General features: G+C 38.5%; 15 protein-coding genes and 1 pseudogene. 14 read left to right on the top strand and 2 right to left on the bottom strand.

Annotation, left to right across the window (positions count from 1 at the left end; genetic code table 11):
* Positions 1-20 precede the first annotated feature (20 nt).
* Positions 21-245 (bottom strand): glutaredoxin-like protein NrdH, encoded by a 225-nt coding sequence (gene nrdH / locus H7T98_RS07600; protein WP_003096895.1) that lies wholly within the window; start codon positions 243-245, stop codon positions 21-23.
* A 334-nt stretch (positions 246-579) separates the two neighbouring features.
* Between nrdH and acnA the strand changes: the two genes are divergently transcribed.
* From acnA to H7T98_RS07555, 9 genes are all read left to right on the top strand, one after another.
* Complete coding sequence (acnA, locus tag H7T98_RS07595) at positions 580-3,243, top strand: aconitate hydratase AcnA (RefSeq protein WP_201061602.1); 2,664 nt, start codon at positions 580-582, stop codon at positions 3,241-3,243.
* 1 nt (position 3,244) lies between these two features.
* Positions 3,245-4,369: a citrate synthase gene (locus tag H7T98_RS07590; RefSeq protein WP_002890679.1), complete on the top strand. Its 1,125-nt coding sequence runs from the start codon at positions 3,245-3,247 to the stop codon at positions 4,367-4,369.
* Between the two features lie 13 nt (positions 4,370-4,382).
* Positions 4,383-5,558 (top strand): NADP-dependent isocitrate dehydrogenase, encoded by a 1,176-nt coding sequence (gene icd / locus H7T98_RS07585; RefSeq protein WP_002890680.1) that lies wholly within the window; start codon positions 4,383-4,385, stop codon positions 5,556-5,558.
* A 261-nt stretch (positions 5,559-5,819) separates the two neighbouring features.
* Positions 5,820-6,083, top strand: a complete 264-nt coding sequence (locus H7T98_RS07580) for a phosphocarrier protein HPr (RefSeq protein ID WP_002884015.1) — start codon at positions 5,820-5,822, stop codon at positions 6,081-6,083.
* Positions 6,084-6,087: 4 nt separating this feature from the next.
* Positions 6,088-7,821: a phosphoenolpyruvate--protein phosphotransferase gene (gene ptsP, locus H7T98_RS07575; protein WP_002890681.1), complete on the top strand. Its 1,734-nt coding sequence runs from the start codon at positions 6,088-6,090 to the stop codon at positions 7,819-7,821.
* A 218-nt stretch (positions 7,822-8,039) separates the two neighbouring features.
* Complete coding sequence (locus tag H7T98_RS07570) at positions 8,040-9,473, top strand: NADP-dependent glyceraldehyde-3-phosphate dehydrogenase (protein ID WP_175057514.1); 1,434 nt, start codon at positions 8,040-8,042, stop codon at positions 9,471-9,473.
* 115 nt (positions 9,474-9,588) lie between these two features.
* A complete protein-coding gene (locus tag H7T98_RS07565) occupies positions 9,589-10,416 on the top strand; it encodes an alpha/beta hydrolase (protein WP_201061600.1) in 828 nt (275 codons plus the stop codon).
* Between the two features lie 46 nt (positions 10,417-10,462).
* Positions 10,463-11,203, top strand: a complete 741-nt coding sequence (locus H7T98_RS07560) for an esterase family protein (RefSeq protein ID WP_002884014.1) — start codon at positions 10,463-10,465, stop codon at positions 11,201-11,203.
* A 46-nt stretch (positions 11,204-11,249) separates the two neighbouring features.
* Positions 11,250-12,413 carry an ATP-grasp domain-containing protein gene (locus H7T98_RS07555; RefSeq protein WP_002890685.1) on the top strand — a complete coding sequence of 388 codons (1,164 nt, stop codon included), beginning with the start codon at positions 11,250-11,252 and terminating at the stop codon, positions 12,411-12,413.
* 52 nt (positions 12,414-12,465) lie between these two features.
* Here H7T98_RS07555 and H7T98_RS07550 read toward each other — a convergent pair whose 3' ends face one another.
* Positions 12,466-13,548: a DEAD/DEAH box helicase gene (locus H7T98_RS07550; RefSeq protein WP_175057515.1), complete on the bottom strand. Its 1,083-nt coding sequence runs from the start codon at positions 13,546-13,548 to the stop codon at positions 12,466-12,468.
* 91 nt (positions 13,549-13,639) lie between these two features.
* On the opposite strand from H7T98_RS07550, the gene udk reads away from it, so the two are divergent.
* The 5 genes and pseudogenes from udk to H7T98_RS07525 form a co-directional block, all read left to right on the top strand.
* Positions 13,640-14,275, top strand: coding sequence for a uridine kinase (gene udk, locus H7T98_RS07545; RefSeq protein WP_002890688.1), 636 nt, complete (start codon positions 13,640-13,642; stop codon positions 14,273-14,275).
* Positions 14,276-14,311: 36 nt separating this feature from the next.
* The gene (locus H7T98_RS07540) at positions 14,312-16,231 is read left to right on the top strand and encodes an ABC-F family ATP-binding cassette domain-containing protein (RefSeq protein WP_175057516.1); all 1,920 of its coding nucleotides are present in this window, start codon (positions 14,312-14,314) and stop codon (positions 16,229-16,231) included.
* Between the two features lie 89 nt (positions 16,232-16,320).
* Complete coding sequence (locus H7T98_RS07535) at positions 16,321-16,581, top strand: YiaA/YiaB family inner membrane protein (RefSeq protein ID WP_048674474.1); 261 nt, start codon at positions 16,321-16,323, stop codon at positions 16,579-16,581.
* Between the two features lie 139 nt (positions 16,582-16,720).
* On the top strand, positions 16,721-17,176 hold the full coding sequence (locus tag H7T98_RS07530) for a hypothetical protein (protein ID WP_201061598.1): 456 nt from the start codon (positions 16,721-16,723) through the stop codon (positions 17,174-17,176).
* Positions 17,177-17,206: 30 nt separating this feature from the next.
* Positions 17,207-18,218 (top strand): annotated as a pseudogene (locus tag H7T98_RS07525) (ATP-binding protein); the annotation flags it as partial.

The raw sequence follows: 18,218 nt of genomic DNA, 5'->3' as shown, positions 1-18,218 counted from the left end.
TCTATATAAAAACTTGATAATTAAAGGATTTCTTTAAGTTTAGCAGGTTGAAAACCTGAAAAGACGATATCGCCGGCTTCAATAACTGGAGCAGCAGTAAAACCGAGGCTTTTAACGTAATCGATTTTTTCTGGCTGTTCATCAATGTTGATTTCTTCGAAATCAGCACCTTCCTTTTCCAAGAATTTTTTAGTCATTTTGCACTGCATGCAGTTGTTTTTAGAAAACAATGTAATCTTTGCCATTGCAAATACTCCTTTATAAAAAGATTTTAAGTGGCCAAGAGCCACTTTTTCAACTCTAATAGAATACTACCCAAAATATTGGGAAAAATCAAGCTAAATATCTCAAGGAAATACAATATTTTGTGTTTAGTATTAAAACACAACCCTATATCTTGTGTTTTAAAGGCTTTTTTAAGTTTCCTAAATTAAATAGGATTTGTATATGGAAATGACGAAAAAAGAAACATCTAACCACGAATGTTATATAATATAACATCAAAATGCCAATTCTATTTGTTTTTTCAAAAAAAACAGTGTAGAATAAAGAAAATTTTTAACTAATGGAGGTTCAAGTATGCAAGAATACTGTTCAAATCTAACTGTAAATGGTAAGACATTCTCTTTCTATGATCTCGAAAAAGCAGCAAAATCTCATGATGTTAAGGTCGGAGAACTACCTTATACCATTCGAATACTACTTGAAAGTCTCCTTCGAAAAAAAGATGGCGTCGATGTTAAGGAATCTCACATTTCTGATCTAATGAAATTTCCGAATTTTCCAACAATTTCTGAAGTACCTTTTAAACCAAGTCGTGTTATCTTACAGGATTTTACAGGGGTTCCTGTTGTTGTTGATTTAGCTTCCATGCGTGATGCTATAGTGGCTAATGGAGGTAAAGCCGAATTTATTAATCCCGAGATTCCAGTAGATTTGGTCATCGACCACTCTGTCCAAGTTGATTCATATGGATGTGATACTGCTCTTGAAGATAATATCAATCTAGAGTTTAAACGTAATAACGAGCGCTATGAGTTTCTTAAATGGGCCGAACAGTCTTTTGAAAATTACCGTGCTGTTCCACCAGCAACAGGTATTATTCATCAGGTTAATATTGAATTTTTGAGTGATGTCATTATTGAAAATGATGGGCTCCTATATCCTGACTCTATGTTTGGTACAGATAGTCACACGACTATGATTAATGGTATTGGCGTTCTTGGTTGGGGTGTTGGTGGAATTGAAGCTGAAGCAGCTATGCTAGGTGAAGCGTCTTATTTCCCAATTCCAGAGGTTATTGGTGTACATCTGACAGGAGAGCTGCCTAAAATTGCCACAGCAACAGATTTGGCTCTCAAGATTACTCAGGTGCTTCGTTCTGAAAATGTGGTTGGTAAATTTGTTGAGTACTTTGGACCTGGCTTGAAGAGTTTATCTCTAGCTGACCGTGCTACTGTCGCTAATATGGCACCGGAATATGGTGCGACTTGTGGTTATTTTCCTATTGATGACGAGACTCTTAACTACATGCGTTTAACTAATCGTGATGAGGAACATATCCAAGTCACTGAAGCCTATACAAAAGCCAATCATCTTTTCTATGATCCAAGTAAAGAAGCCAAGTATACTAAGATTGTTGAAGTCGATTTGTCATCTATTAAACCTTCTATCTCAGGTCCTAAACGTCCACAAGATTTGATTCTCTTATCTGATGCTAAGCAAGAATTTCAAGATGCAGTGGTACGTGAAGCAGGTGTCCGTGGTTTCGGTTTGGATAATGAAGAGTTAGCAAAAACTGCAAAAGTTGATTTTGAGGATCATTCAGAAACAATTCAAACGGGTCATGTTGCCATTGCAGCAATCACATCATGTACCAATACCTCAAATCCGTACGTTCTTATGGCAGCCGGTCTTTTAGCTAAAAAAGCGGTTGAGAAAGGATTAAAAGTCTCTCCAACAGTCAAGACCTCTTTGGCGCCTGGATCTAAAGTCGTTACAGGTTATCTCAAAGCTTCAGGCTTGCAAACCTATCTAGATAAGCTTGGCTTTAACTTGGTAGGTTATGGTTGCACAACTTGTATTGGTAACTCAGGAGATTTACGTCCTGAAGTGGCTAAGGCTATTGTAGACAATGACCTCCTAGCGAGTGCTGTATTGTCAGGAAATCGTAATTTTGAAGGGCGTATTAATCCACTTGTTAAAGCGAATTTCTTGGCTAGTCCACCATTAGTTGTTGCTTATGCCTTGGCTGGTAACACGAATATTGATTTGACAACTGAGCCTCTAGGCTTTGACGACAATGGTCAAGCTGTTTATTTAGAGGAGATTATGCCATCTCGTGATGACATTGAGACTTATGTTGATAAATACGTCACCCGTCAACTCTTCCAAGATGAATATGCCAGTGTCTTTTCTGATAGCGAGAAGTGGAATGCCATTCCTACTGAACAAAATCAAAATTATAAATGGAATCAAAACTCTACCTATATTCAAAACCCACCTTACTTTGATGCTTTAGGAGATGATTTGAGTATTAAACCATTGAATGATTTGAAGGTTTTGGCTAAATTTGGAGATACGGTTACAACAGACCATATTTCTCCAGCGGGTAATATTGCTAGAAATAGTCCAGCAGCTCGTTATTTGACTGAGAATGGTGTTGATTATCAAGAATTTAATTCTTATGGTAGCCGTCGTGGAAATCACGAAGTCATGATGCGAGGAACTTTTGCTAATATTCGTATCAAGAATGAGCTAGCAGATGGAAAAATTGGTGGATATACTAAATATGATGGTGATATTCTACCTATATATGATGCTGCTATGAAATATAAAGAAGCTAATCAAGATACGCTTGTAATTGCTGGTAAGGATTATGGTATGGGCTCTAGTCGTGACTGGGCTGCTAAAGGTGCAAATCTCCTTGGTGTAAAAGTAGTGCTTGCTGAGAGTTTTGAGCGTATTCACCGTTCAAATCTAGTTATGATGGGGATTTTACCAGTACAATTTATGGAAGGGGAAAATGCTGAAAGTCTTGGATTGACAGGGCATGAGACCTTTAGCTTCGATCTTTCAGAAAATCCAGGTGTCCATGATGTTATCACTGTTACAGCTTCAACACCTGAACAAACCAAAACCTTTAAAGCCTTGGTACGCTTCGATGCAGATGCTGATATTCGCTACTATAAAAATGGTGGTATCTTACCAATGGTTGTAAGAAAAAAATTGAAGGGAGCCTAATATGACAACAGTTGAAATTAATGGACTTAAGGATATGATTGCCTGTAATACTAGGATTTCATCTATTATTGATGACCATTTATCCTATGCAGGATATGATATTTCCGAGTTTATGGAAAATAAAGCGTCTTTTGAGGAAGTGATTTATCTCTTATGGAATGGTCATCTTCCTACGCAAATGGAACTCAAGTATTTTGAAGCTGAGTTGCGTAAGAACTATGACATTTCAGATGCTGTAGAACAATGCATTCTTATCCAATCTCGTCCCCATTTGCACCCAATGAGTGTTTTACGTTCAACAGTTTCACTTCTTGGGGTATACAATGTGGATGCTGAGGAGAAATCCATGGAAGCCGTTTATCAGCAAAGTATTGAATTGATGGCTAAATTGCCAACAATTATTACGACTTTTGCACGCTTACGCACTGGTAAAATGCCCCTCAAACCAAGAGAAGATTTAGGTTTTGCTGCTAATTTTCTTTACATGCTGAATGGTGTTGAACCTTCTGAAATTGAAGTTGAGGCTATGAATAAGGCCTTAATTCTACATGCTGATCATGAGTTGAATGCTTCAACTTTTGCAGCGCGTGTTTGTGCTTCGACTCTGACAGATATTTATTCGTGTGTTACAACAGCTATTGGTGCTCTAAAAGGTCCCCTGCATGGTGGGGCTAATGAACGCGTCTTTGATATGCTTAAAGAAATCCGCGAATCAGGTGATGTTTATGCTTACTTACAGGAAAAACTTGACTCTAAAGAGAAAATCATGGGATTTGGGCACCGTGTATACAAGAAACAGGACCCTCGTGAAATTTTCTTAAGAGATATGGCTAAAAAGTTGACAGAGGGTACCGAGAATGAAGAATTCTTTAATATGTCTCAAGAAATTGAAGAGTTCATGAAAGATAAGAAGGGATTAATTCCCAATGTAGACTTCTATTCAGCCACCGTATATCATACTCTAGGAATTGACAGCGATATCTTCACACTTATCTTTGCAATGAGTCGTGTTGCCGGCTGGATTGCTCATATTCAAGAGCAGCAAAAAAATAACAAATTGATTCGTCCTCGCTCACAGTATATTGGACAAGAAAATATGACCTATATTCCTTTAGAAAAACGCTAGGGAGGAAAGCTATATGGCAGAAAAAATCGTAATGACAAATGGACAGCTTCAAGTTTCTGATAGTCCAATTATCCCTTTTATTGAAGGGGATGGTGTTGGAGATGATATCTGGAAGAATGCCCAAGCAATCTTTGATAAAGCAGTAGAAGTAGCCTATGAAGGAAAGCGTCAAATTGAGTGGCAAGAGCTCCTAGCTGGTAAGAAGGCTTATGATAAAACAGGGGAATGGTTGCCGAAAAAAACATTGGAGACTATTCGAGAAAGTTTAGTTGCTATTAAGGGTCCGCTTGAGACGCCAGTAGGTGGAGGGATTCGTTCTTTAAATGTAGCTTTACGTCAAGAACTTGATCTCTACGCTTGTGTTAGACCGGTTCGTTACTTTGAAGGAGTAGCAAGTCCGCTTAAGGAACCTGAAAAAACGAATATTACTATTTTTCGTGAAAATACTGAAGATATTTATGCGGGAATTGAATGGGAAGCGGGAACAACAGATGTTAAGCGCGTGATTGAGTTTCTCCAGACAGAAATGAATGTTAGTAAAATTCGCTTCCCAGAATCAAGTAGTATCGGAATCAAGCCAATTTCAATAGAAGGAAGTAAACGTCTCATTCGCTCGGCTATCGACTATGCTCTCAAGAACAATCTAAAAAAAGTGACCTTAGTTCATAAGGGGAATATTCAAAAATTTACAGAAGGTGGCTTCCGTAAATGGGGTTATGAAGTGGCTCAGGAAGAATATAAAGAAGAATTGCTGACTGGTCGTTTAGAGATTAATGATATAATCGCGGATAACTTTCTACAACAGATTCTTTTAAATCCAGAAAAATTTGATGTTGTTGCCTTAACCAACTTGAATGGTGATTATGCCAGTGACGCCTTAGCTGCACAAGTTGGCGGTATCGGCATTTCCCCTGGAGCCAACATTAACTATCAAACAGGCCATGCTATTTTTGAAGCAACACATGGAACAGCTCCGGATATCGCAGATCAAGATAAGGCTAATCCTTGCTCAGTTCTATTATCTGGCTGCATGCTTCTAGATTATATTGGTTGGACTGAGGCAGCTCAACTGATTACAAGTGCTATTGAAAAGACATTTAAAGCTGATATCTTTACAGCTGACTTAGCATTTGGAAAACAAGCTTATTCAACGAGTGCCTTTAGCAATCAAATTCTTTCAATTATGTGATTGTTTTTGCTCGAAAATGAAAATTAACGATTGAAAACACCATGAAAGAAATTTTCTGAAAATGTTGTAAATAACTAGAGACTAGTATTTGCTTATGTTTAAAAAATTGAAAATGAGCAGTAAAATGAGAGATAGGCTTTTGAAAAACTTGTAGAAAGTACGTTTTAACCTTGATAATCTCAATTAGCTATGTTATAATTCTAAATTGTAAGGGTTATCATTGATAACTCAAATATTCCAAACTAAGAAGGAGAATCCATTATGGCTTCTAAAGATTTCCACATTGTTGCAGAAACAGGTATCCACGCACGTCCAGCTACTTTGCTTGTTCAAACAGCTAGCAAATTTGCTTCAGATATCACTCTTGACTACAAAGGTAAAGCAGTTAACCTTAAATCAATCATGGGTGTTATGAGCCTTGGTGTTGGTCAAGGTGCTGACGTAACTATCTCTGCAGAAGGTGCTGATGCTGATGATGCAATCGCAGCAATCGCAGAAACAATGACAAAAGAAGGATTGGCATAAGAATATGACAGAAATGCTTAAAGGAATCGCAGCATCTGATGGTGTTGCAGTTGCTAAGGCATATCTGCTTGTTCAACCGGACTTGTCATTTGAAACTGTAACAGTTGAAGATACAAGTGCAGAAGAGGCTCGTCTAGATGCTGCTCTAGCGGCGTCACAAGACGAGCTTTCTGTTATCCGTGAAAAAGCAGTTGAAAGCCTTGGTGAAGAAGCGGCAGCCGTTTTTGACGCTCACTTGATGGTTCTTGCTGACCCAGAAATGACTGGTCAAATTAAAGAAACTATCCGTGCTAAACAAGTTAATGCTGAAGCTGCTTTGACAGAAGTAACAGACATGTTTATCGCTATTTTTGAAGGTATGGAAGATAACCCATACATGCAAGAACGTGCAGCGGATATTCGTGACGTTACAAAACGTGTGCTTGCTAACTTGCTTGGTAAGAAATTGCCTAACCCGGCAACAATCAACGAAGAATCAATCGTTGTTGCTCATGACTTGACACCATCTGATACAGCTCAGTTGAACAAAAAGTACGTAAAAGCCTTTGTTACTAACATCGGTGGACGTACAAGTCACTCAGCTATCATGGCGCGTACACTTGAAATCGCAGCCGTTCTTGGAACAAATAACATCACAGAACTTGTCAAAGATGGTGATGTTTTGGCTGTTTCAGGTATTACTGGTGAAGTTGTTATCAACCCAACTGAAGAGCAAATTGCTGAGTTCAAAGCAGCTGGTGAAGCTTACGCTAAACAAAAAGCTGAATGGGCTCTCCTTAAAGATGCTCAAACAGTTACTGCTGATGGAAAACATTTCGAATTGGCTGCTAACATCGGTACACCTAAAGACGTTGAAGGTGTAAATGATAACGGTGCAGAAGCTGTTGGTCTCTATCGTACAGAATTCTTGTATATGGATTCTCAAGACTTCCCAACTGAAGATGACCAATATGAAGCTTACAAAGCAGTTCTTGAAGGTATGAACGGTAAACCTGTTGTCGTTCGTACAATGGATATCGGTGGGGATAAAGAACTCCCTTACTTCGACCTTCCTAAAGAAATGAACCCATTCTTGGGTTACCGTGCTTTGCGTATTTCTATCTCTGAAACTGGTAATCAAATGTTCCGTACACAATTGCGTGCTTTGCTTCGTGCATCTGTTCACGGTAAATTGCGTATCATGTTCCCAATGGTTGCTTTGTTGACTGAGTTCCGTACTGCTAAAGGTATTCTTGAAGAAGAAAAAGCTAAATTGGTTGCTGAAGGTGTTGCCGTTGCAGACGATATCGAAGTAGGTATCATGATTGAAATCCCAGCTGCAGCTATGCTTGCTGACCAATTTGCTAAGGAAGTTGATTTCTTCTCAATTGGTACAAATGACCTTATCCAATACACAATGGCTGCTGACCGTATGAACGAACAAGTTTCATACCTTTACCAACCATATAACCCATCAATCCTTCGTTTGATTAACAATGTTATCAAAGCGGCTCATGCTGAAGGTAAATGGGCTGGTATGTGTGGTGAAATGGCCGGTGACCAAACTGCTGTTCCACTTCTTGTTGGAATGGGCTTGGATGAGTTCTCAATGTCAGCGACATCTGTTCTTCGTACACGTAGCTTGATGAAGAAACTTGACACAGCTAAAATGGAAGAATACGCTAACCGTGCTCTTACTGAATGTGCAACAATGGAAGAAGTTCTTGAACTTTCAAAAGAATACGTTAACGTAGACTAATCATAAAAAGTGGAGGCTTAGGCTTTCACTTTTTTTATATCTAAACGGAGACAAAATAATTGACTCATTCTTTAGTTAGGAGTAGAATACGGCTAACCTAGGTTAACAATTTTAACTATTTTTTGTCAAAATTTTCTGAATAATTCTCGTTTAAATCTTGGAATATTTCTAAAAAAATGATAAAATAGGTTTTATAATAGATAAAAGGAGTTACTATCTTGGCTAAACAATACAAAAACTATGTCAATGGTGAGTGGAAAACATCTGAAAACGAAATTACTATCTATGCACCTGCAAACGGTGAGGAACTTGGATCAGTTCCAGCAATGAGCCAAGCTGAAGTAGACGAAGTCTACGCAGCAGCTAAAGCAGCACTTCCAGCATGGCGTGCGCTTTCATATGCTGAACGTGCAGCTTACCTTCATAAAGCAGCAGATATCTTGGAACGTGATGCAGAAAAAATCGGTCAAGTTCTTTCTAAAGAAATCTCTAAAGGTTTGAAATCTGCAATCGGTGAAGTTGTTCGTACTGCTGAAATCATCCACTATGCAGCTGAAGAAGGTTTGCGTTTGGAAGGTGAAGTACTTGAAGGTGGTGCATTTGACGCTGGTAGCAAGAAAAAAATCGCTGTTGTTCGTCGCGAACCAGTAGGTCTTGTCCTTGCTATCTCTCCATTTAACTACCCAGTAAACTTGGCTGGTTCTAAAATTGCTCCTGCCTTGATTGCTGGTGACGTTGTTGCCTTCAAACCACCAACACAAGGTTCTATCTCAGGTCTTCTTTTGGTTGAAACATTTGTTGAAGCTGGTATCCCTGCAGGTGTCTTGAACTCTATCACAGGTCGTGGTTCTGTTATCGGTGACTACATCGTTGAACACAAAGCAGTTGATTTCATCAACTTCACAGGTTCAACACCAGTTGGTGAAAATATCGGTCGTTTGGCAGCTATGCGTCCAATCATGCTTGAACTTGGTGGTAAAGATGCCGCTATCGTTCTTGAAGATGCTGATCTTGACTTGACTGCTAAAAACATTGTTGCTGGTGCCTTTGACTATTCAGGTCAACGTTGTACAGCTATCAAACGTGTCCTTGTAATGGATAGCGTTGCAGATGAATTGGTAGAAAAAGTAACTGCTTTGGTAGGTAATATCACTGTTGGTATGCCTGAAGAAAGCGCAAGCGTTACACCACTTATCGATACAAAAGCAGCTGACTTCGTTCAAGGTTTGATTGATGATGCCGTTGAACAAGGTGCTACTGCTAAAACTGAATTGAAACGTGAAGGTAACCTTATCTACCCAGCTGTCTTTGACCATGTGACAACTGACATGCGTCTTGCTTGGGAAGAACCATTTGGTCCAGTATTGCCATTCATCCGTGTATCTTCAGTTGAAGAAGCAATCAAGATTTCTAACGAATCTGAATTTGGACTTCAAGGTGCTGTCTTCACACAAGACTACCCACGTGCATTTGCAATTGCTGAACAACTTGAAGTTGGTACAGTTCACATCAACAACAAAACACAACGTGGTACAGACAACTTCCCATTCCTTGGTGTTAAAGGATCTGGTGCCGGAACTCAAGGTGTGAAATACTCTATCGAAGCTATGACTCGTGTGAAATCAACAGTATTTGATATCGCAAACTACTAAGAGTGTAGCTATTCAATCATTAAAAAAGTGTAAAGAGTCCCAATAATAGGGGCTCTTTTTCTTTTAAAATATGGTATAATAGAACTAAATTTCGAATATAGAGAGTTTTCTGACAATGAATAAATCTTATTTTTACTTGGTTATGAAGACGCATGAGTTAGAGGTACCATACACTGGTCAACTTCGTCGTGTGCGTGTTCTTCTACCTAAGAACTATGAAACGGATACAGATCGTTCTTACCCTGTCGTGTATTTCCATGATGGTCAGAATGTTCTTTATAGTAAGGAGTCCTTTTCTGGCTATTCTTGGAAGATTATCCCAACAATCAAGCGTAATCCTGATATTTCGCGCATGATTGTTGTAGCCATTGATAATGATGGTCCTGGCCGTATGAATGAGTATTCTGCGTGGAAGTACCAAGAATCTAATATCCCTGGTGTCCAGTTCGGAGGTAAGGGTGTAGAGTATGCAGAGTTTGTCATGGATGTGGTTAAACCCTTTATTGATAAGGAATACCGTACCCTCTCTGACCGTCAGCATACAGCTATGATTGGTTCATCTCTCGGTGGTAATATCACTCAGTTTATGGGGCTTGATTATAAGGAGCAGATTGGTTGTCTTGGGGTATTTTCTTCAGCTAACTGGTTGCATCAGGATGCTTTTGATCGTTACATGTCGCATCAAAAGCTCGATTCAGATCAACGTGTCTACATATATGTAGGAACTGAGGAAGCTGATGATACTGACAAGACCTTGATGGCTGGTAATATTAAGCAGGCTTATATAGACTCTTCATTGAGCTATTATCATGATTTGATTGCTCGTGGGGTTGATTTGGAAAATATCAAGATTCACATTCAATCTGGTGCTGAACACAATGAAGAAGCTTGGGCAGAGAATTTACCAGACTGTCTTCGCTTTTTCGCTGAAAAATGGGACTAGTCTTTATTAACGCAAATTAATTTAATTTAGGAAAAGGAATATAAATATGAATATCGAACATCTTAGCCACTGGAGTGGTCAACTTAACCGTGAAATGTATGTTAACCGTTACGGTCACGCTGGTATCCCTGTTGTGGTTTTTGCCTCATCAGGTGGTAGCCATAACGAATACTATGACTTTGGTATGATTGATGCTTGTGCACGTTTTATCGAAGAAGGACGCGTACAATTCTTTACACTTTCAAGTGTTGATAGTGAAAGCTGGCTTTGTGATTGGAAAAACCCACATGATCGTGCTGAAATGCATCGCGCTTATGAACGTTATGTTATTGAAGAAGCTATTCCATTTATCAAACACAAAACTGGTTGGTTTGATCCAATGATGACAACAGGTTGTTCAATGGGGGCATACCATGCGCTTAATTTCTTCTTGCAACACCCTGATGTTTTCAATAAAGTAGTAGCCCTTAGTGGTGTCTACGATGCTCGTTTCTTTGTGGGTGAGTTTGGAGGGGACGAAGCTATTTACCAAAATTCCCCATCAGATTATATCTGGAACCAAAATGATGGTTGGTTTATCGACCGCTACCGTCAAGCTGAGATCATCGTATGTACAGGTCTTGGTGCATGGGAACAAGATGGTCTTCCATCTTACTATAAACTCAAGGAAGCCTTTGAACAAAAGAATATTCCAGCTTGGTTCTCTGAGTGGGGTCATGATGTCGCTCACGATTGGGAATGGTGGCGTAAACAAATGCCTTATTTCCTTGACAATATGAACCTATAATTTCTTTGTCCATCCCATCTAAATAACTATAAAAGAGGAATTACTAATGAATTATCTTGTTATTTCACCATACTATCCACAAAACTTCCAACAGTTTACAGTTGAACTTGCTAATAAGGGCATCACTGTTCTTGGTATTGGTCAAGAGCCTTATGAACAATTGGATCAACCTTTGAAAGAGGCTTTGACTGAGTACTTCCGTGTAGACAATCTGGAAAACTTGGATGAAGTTAAACGTGCGGTAGCCTTTCTTTTCTATAAACACGGACCAATTGACCGAATCGAATCTCATAACGAATACTGGTTGGAATTGGATGCTGCTCTTCGTGAACAGTTCAATGTTTTTGGTGCTAAGCCAGAAGATCTTAAGAAGACTAAATTTAAGTCTGAAATGAAAAAACTCTTCCAAAAAGCTGGAGTTCCAGTTGTACCTGGTGCTGTCATTAAAACTGATGAAGATGTGGATAAAGCTGTGAAAGAAATCGGTCTTCCAATGATTGCTAAGCCAGATAATGGGGTTGGTGCAGCTGCAACCTTCAAACTTGAAACAGAAGATGATATCAATCACTTTAAGGCTGAGTGGGATCATGAAACAGTTTATTTCTTTGAAAAATTTGTAACTTCAAGCGAAATCTGTACTTTCGATGGTTTGATTGATCATGACGGTAATATTGTCTTCTCGACAACTTTTGATTATGCCCACACACCACTTGACTTGATGATTTACAAGATGGATAATTCTTACTACGTTCTTAAGGAAATGGATCCTAAGTTACGTAAGTATGGTGAGGCAATTGTCAAAGAATTTGGTATGAAGGAACGTTTCTTCCATATTGAGTTCTTCCGTGATGGTGACGATTATATTGCTATTGAATATAACAACCGTCCAGCAGGTGGTTTCACAATCGACGTGTATAACTATGCTCACTCTCTCGATTTGTACAAGGGGTATGCGGATATCGTTGCTGGCGAACCATTCCCAGCTTCTCAGTTTGAGCCACTTTACTGTTTGGCGACTTCACGTCGTGCAAGCTCTCACTATGCTTATTCAGAAGAAGAACTTTTTGATAAGTATCGTGAACAACTTAAAGTTAAGAAAATCATGCCTGCAGCCTTTGCGGAGTTGCAAGGTGACTTCCTCTATATGTTGACAACTCCAAGTCGTGAGGAAATGGAACAAATGATTGAGGACTTTGGTAAAAAAGCCTAATTTGTATATGTTAAAAGCACTTCAGTTTACTCTGAAGTGCTTTTGTAATGCCTTATTTTTCGTGAAGTTCTTGATTTTTAAGAACCAGTTCTGAAACTTTGGCGAATTTTTTAAGTTTTTTGAGGTCTTCTGGATGGGTTACAAAGCTAATGACGCTACCTTCATTTCCCATACGACCAGTACGTCCTGCACGGTGAGTATAGGCTTCGCGATCTCGAGGAATATCGAAATTGATGACTACCTCTAGATTTTCAATATCGATGCCGCGTGCCAAGAGGTCAGTACCTAGTAAGAGTGAAATCTCATGATTCTTGAATTTTTCCAAGATAACCTTACGGAATTTGACGTTGATGTCACTAGCCAATGATACCGCTGAGGCCCCGTTAAATTGGAGGCGTTCTTCAGTAGCCCCAAGGTCAGAAAGACTGTTGAAAAAGACAAGGCCACGGAAGTCAGGAATATTGGAGAATTTACGAAGAAGTTCGACACGGTTACGTTTATCAACGCTGATATAATAATGTTTGATGGTGTCTAATTCCTGATCAGATAGGTCATAAACGATGGTATTTTCGACAAGATTTTGATCATCAATTTTGTTGGTTGCCGAAATATAAATCATTTGATGGTCACGAGGAACATGGTGGCTGATTTTTGTCACAAAGTGGTATTGGCTATCACTGAGAAGCTCATCAAATTCATCTAGGACGATGGTGTTGACATTCATCATCTTGATCTTTTTGAGTTTAATCAGCTCAAAGACACGGCCAGGTGTTCCGATGAGAATTTCCGGTCCTTTCTTCAGGCGTTCAATTTGTCTCTTTTGACTAGAGCCAGAAAGGAAGAGTTGGGCAGTGAGTCCTAGTGGCTCAGCCCATTGTTTGGTCACATCAAAAATCTGTCCAGCAAGCTCTGAATTGGGTGCTAGGATAAGCAATTGCTGAGATTTTTTGGGCTTGAGTAAGAGGAGCAATGGGAGAAGGTAGGCTAGAGTCTTACCTGTTCCTGTAGGACTGATACCTAGGATATTGTCTCCTTCAGTGATTGGTGCAAAGAGTTCTTTTTGAATGGCAGTCTCTGTAGTGATTCCTTTTTCTTTAAGGAGGTCTTGCCATTGTTCAGGAAAGTTTTTAAACATAAAAGTCTCATTTTCTATATGGATTTGCTTTTATTATATCATGATTTAGTGTAGAATAAATAAGAAAGACTATATTAGATAGGAATTTACCATGCCTAAAAAACCGATTATTATTGGGGTTACGGGTGGCTCTGGTGGGGGTAAGACCAGTGTTTCTCGTGCCATTCTATCAAATTTTCCAGATGAGAAAATTGCTATGATTGAGCATGATTCTTATTATAAGGATCAGTCACATTTGACTTTTGAAGAGCGTGTATCAACTAACTACGATCATCCCTTTGCCTTCGATACAGATCTTATGATTGAACACATCAATGAGCTGATTGCTGGGCGTCCAGTGGATATTCCGATTTATGACTACACCCAACACACTCGTAGTGAAAAGACTTATCGTCAGGAACCACAGGATGTCTTCATTGTTGAAGGGATTTTGGTACTTGAGGATAAACGCTTGCGTGACTTGATGGATATCAAGCTTTTTGTAGATACTGATGATGACATTCGTATTATCCGTCGTATCAAGCGTGACATGGAAGAGCGTGGCCGTAGCTTGGATAGTATTATTGAGCAATATATCAGTGTGGTTAAACCTATGTACCACCAGTTTATCGAACCTACGAAACGCTACGCAGATGTGGTGATTCCTGAAGGTGTCACAAATACTGTTGCTATCGATTTGATTAATACTAAGGTAGCAAGCATTTTGAAAGAAAGTCAGAAAGCCTAAGCAGGAGCTTGGCTTTTTTGGTATAATTGAAACGTTATGATTATTTTACAAGGAAACAAGATTGAGCGCTCTTTCTCAGGGGATGTGCTCTTTGATAATATTAATATTCAGGTAGATGAACGCGATCGTATTGCCCTTGTTGGACGTAACGGTGCTGGGAAATCAACCCTATTGAAAATTTTGGTTGGAGAGGAAGCGCCGACAAGTGGTGAAATCAACACAAAACGTGATTTGAATTTGTCTTACTTAGCTCAGGATAGTCGCTTTGAGTCTAGCAATACCATCTATGCGGAAATGTTAAATGTTTTTGCAGGTCTTCGTGCAGACGAAAAACGCCTTCGTGACATGGAAATGAAGATGGCTGAGTTAACTGGGTCAGACTTGGACAAGTTAATGACTGACTACGATCGCCTTTCTGAGGATTTCAGACAGCGAGGTGGTTTTACCTATGAATCTGATATCAGAGCCATTCTCAATGGTTTTAAGTTTGATGAAAGCATGTGGGAGATGCCTATTTCAGATCTTTCTGGAGGGCAAAACACGCGCTTAGCTTTGGCGAAAATGCTGCTTGAGAAGCCTGAACTCTTGGTACTGGATGAACCGACTAACCACTTGGATATCGAAACCATTGCCTGGTTGGAGAATTACCTGGTCAATTATCAGGGAGCTCTAATCATTGTCAGTCACGACCGTTATTTTTTGGATAAGGTGGCGACAGTAACCCTGGATTTGACCAAACATAGTTTAGATCGTTATGTCGGAAACTATTCAAAATTCATGGACCTTAAGGCTGAAAAGTTGGCCACTGAAGCAAAGAACTTCGAAAAACAACAAAAGGAAATTGCTAAGTTGGAGGACTTTGTTAATCGTAATATTGTCCGTGCTTCTACAACTAAGCGTGCTCAAGCCCGTCGTAAACAGCTAGAGAAAATGGAACGTCTGGATAAGCCAACAGAAGGCCAGAAGTCAGCTAATATGACTTTTCATGCGGATAAGGTCTCTGGGAATGTGGTCTTGACAGTTAAGGATGCTGCTATCGGTTATGACGATGAGATTCTCTCAGAGCCTATTTCCCTGGATGTTAAGAAGATGGATGCCATTGCCATCGTTGGTCCAAATGGTATCGGGAAAACAACCTTTATCAAGTCGGTAGTGGGTAAATTGCCGTTTATCAAGGGAACGTCAACCTATGGTGCCAATGTTGAAGTGGGGTATTATGATCAAACCCAATCTGCCTTGACACCGTCGAACACTGTTCTTGATGAGTTGTGGAATGATTTTGCGACAACTCCAGAAGTTGAGATTCGTAACCGTCTGGGAGCCTTCCTTTTCTCAGGTGATGATGTCAAAAAGTCGGTTTCCATGCTTTCTGGTGGTGAGAAAGCTCGTCTGCTCCTAGCTAAATTATCAATGGAAAACAACAACTTCCTCATCCTAGATGAGCCGACCAACCACTTGGACATTGATAGTAAGGAAGTCTTGGAAAATGCCCTCATTGACTTTGATGGAACGCTTCTCTTTGTCAGCCATGACCGTTACTTTATCAACCGTGTGGCAACCAAAGTAATGGAAATTTCTGAGGATGGGGCAACCATTTATCTTGGAGATTATGATTACTACCTTGAAAAGAAGGCGGAGCTTGAAGAGTTAGCACGTCTTGAAGCAGAGGAAAATCAAGTATCAGAGGAGGTTCAAGTAGCTTCAGCGGGTGCTAGTGATTATCAAGCTCAAAAAGCCAATCAAAAAGAGATGCGTAAATTAAGCCGACGCATTGAGCAAATTGAAAATGAGCTAGAGACGATTGAAGAACGCTTGGAGGAAATCTCTGCTGCCATGCTTGAAACAAATGACGTGGCAGAATTGTCTGACTTACAGAAAGAGCTGGATGACTTATCAGTCAATCAAGAAGCTCTGATGGAAGAGTGGAGTGACCTATCAGAACAATTGGAAAGTTAAGGAATGATGAGAACCTTTTCATGTTTTGAGTTGTGAAAGGCTTACATTGTTGGTATAATAGTCTTAGTATATAAAAGGAGACTAACTTTATGAACAAAGTAAAGAAAAAAGTGTATCGTAACACAACATCTTTCAACATGATGGCATGGGGATCATTTGGCTTCTTCGTAATCTTGATGTTGGTAGGCCTCTATACCCTTAAAGAGCCTTTGATGGTTAAGGGTTACTACCTCATGGGATGTGTTGGTTTGATTTCATCTTCATTTACAGTATCTAAGGTTGTCCGTGATAACCAAGAAGATGAAGAAAACTATAATAAGCTCATCGCTCAACAAACTTTCGAACAATAAGAGGAGAAGCCTGAAAAGGCTTTTTCTTTTTGCAGATTTCATGAAAGCTTTATTGTTATGGCTGAAAATAAGTGATAGAATAAGGGAGTCATGAAAATCATTTTCATGGTTAAAAGTTATCTTATTAGGAGAATATTTCATGGAGAACTACGTAGAGAAAATTAATTGGGAGAAGTTTAAAAAGCCGATAGTCATAGAGACAGTAACATTGAATGAGGATTCTGAAAACTATTTATTTAAAAAACAACTAGATGCTGTAAAAGAAATGTTGAATCATTTTGATAACGAAAAAGATTCAAAAGGTGAAGTAATATCAAGGAATATCTCAATTGCCGGGGAACGTGGGTCTGGTAAAACTTCTTTTTTAAAATCTCTAAAGAATATCTTGAGTGATGACTACTATGTTTTTGATATTGTGGGTTCTGAAATATTGTCTTCTAATATGACAATAATAGATGTTTTTTTATCACATTTAGATGGATTGATTAATATAATTTCTAAAGATAATCAAGGAAATTGTATAAAACTTTCAGAGTTGAAAAGGTTATTAAAAAAAGCTATGGCTGCCATTGGTGCTGAGAAGCAAGAAAAGTAGTACTATAAAAACGGGCAGCCAGAAAATGCGATGTTGCAGGCCTTATCTGATCGCCTAGGTTTAGAAGTTATTTTCGCAGATATATTAGATTGTTTGAAGGGAATACTTGAATTTCAAGGACAAATTGTAAAAGATTTTGTTTTGATCATTGATGATTTAGATTTAGTGAAAAATTCGTTGGTCTCTCAATTTTTGACTGAAATGCAACGCTATTTGGATAAAAAGCTAATCATTATATTTGCCTATCGAGAAAGACAGTTAGAGAATTCGTTATTTGAAGATAGATTTAATGATAATAAGAATCTTATTGGTCAAAATATTATTGAAAGTGATGAACTATATTCACAAATTGAACAATTCCTTGTTAAGCTAGTTCCCTATGGAAATAGAATAAAATTATATAGTCAAGATGATGTTTTAAAACTTCCAATTACAAAAATTTTAAGTTCACTTGAGATTATTGGTGAAAATCATTATATTGTAAATGACAATTTACATATAGTTAATTCGAGAAGTGAATCGTTAGAGTTTACAGTTGAGGAATGGTTTTATAAGTACATTCATAGGCACACAGATTTATACATTAAACCGGTAGATACAAGAGAAGATACTCATCAATTTTTACCTAGAAGTTTAAGGGAATTGATTCAATGTTTTGAAATGTTTGATAATATGAAGCCATTGGGAACGATTGATGATAAAGACTTCTCAAAAAATATACTTTCAAATCTTGAAATATTGAAACGCTATAAATCCTTTAAGGTAAGTATACAATTTGCTTCAAATTCTAGCATACTGGATTACTTTAATGAGTGGGAAGCTTCAAAACCGTTTCATAAAAATATGATAACATATCGTTTTTTAAATCGTAGTGATAAACTAAAAGGTTATCCTTATGATTTAGAAAATAGAACGGATTATAATATTACCTTTGGAGATGTATTGGCACGTATTGAGGCTGAGAAATATCAAAAAAATATTTTAAATAATAGATTAGAGAATTATTTTCTTTATATTGTTAAGCTTAATTATTCAATAGAGC

This window comes from Streptococcus sp. 23.2 (assembly GCF_016648665.1).
In the GTDB taxonomy this organism is placed as follows: domain Bacteria; phylum Bacillota; class Bacilli; order Lactobacillales; family Streptococcaceae; genus Streptococcus; species Streptococcus salivarius_E.
Note: the sequence above shows the minus strand (reverse complement) of the source record. Positions and strands in the feature narration are given on the sequence as shown.